Origin of the sequence: Sulfitobacter sp. CW3 (assembly GCF_019392245.1) — a bacterium.
Classification (GTDB): Bacteria; Pseudomonadota; Alphaproteobacteria; order Rhodobacterales; family Rhodobacteraceae; genus Sulfitobacter.
Genome location: NZ_JAHXRL010000257.1, coordinates 1 through 268, shown reverse-complemented (window position 1 = coordinate 268; position 268 = coordinate 1). Strand labels below are relative to the sequence as shown.

Below are 268 nucleotides of genomic sequence, written 5' to 3'. Positions count from 1 at the left end.
CCTCGGAGGGGCCAAAGACCAGGATGCCCGCAGCTCGCAGCCGATCCGCCACGCCCGCCGCCAGCGGCGCCTCGGGGCCGATGATGACGAACTCGATGGCGTTTTCCTCGGCAAATGTGACCACCGCACCGCCGTCCTCGGCGTCGAGGCTGGCGCAATCGGCGATCTGCGCGATGCCCGCATTGCCCGGCGCCACGATCAGCTTGTCACATTTCGGGTTCTGCATCACCGCCCAGGCAAGTGCATGTTCCCGCCCACCGCTGCCGAG

General features: G+C 68.3%; 1 pseudogene. It reads right to left on the bottom strand.

The annotated features are described in order from the left end of the window. A pseudogene (locus KZZ06_RS20985) lies at positions 1-268 on the bottom strand (phosphoribosylamine--glycine ligase); the annotation flags it as partial.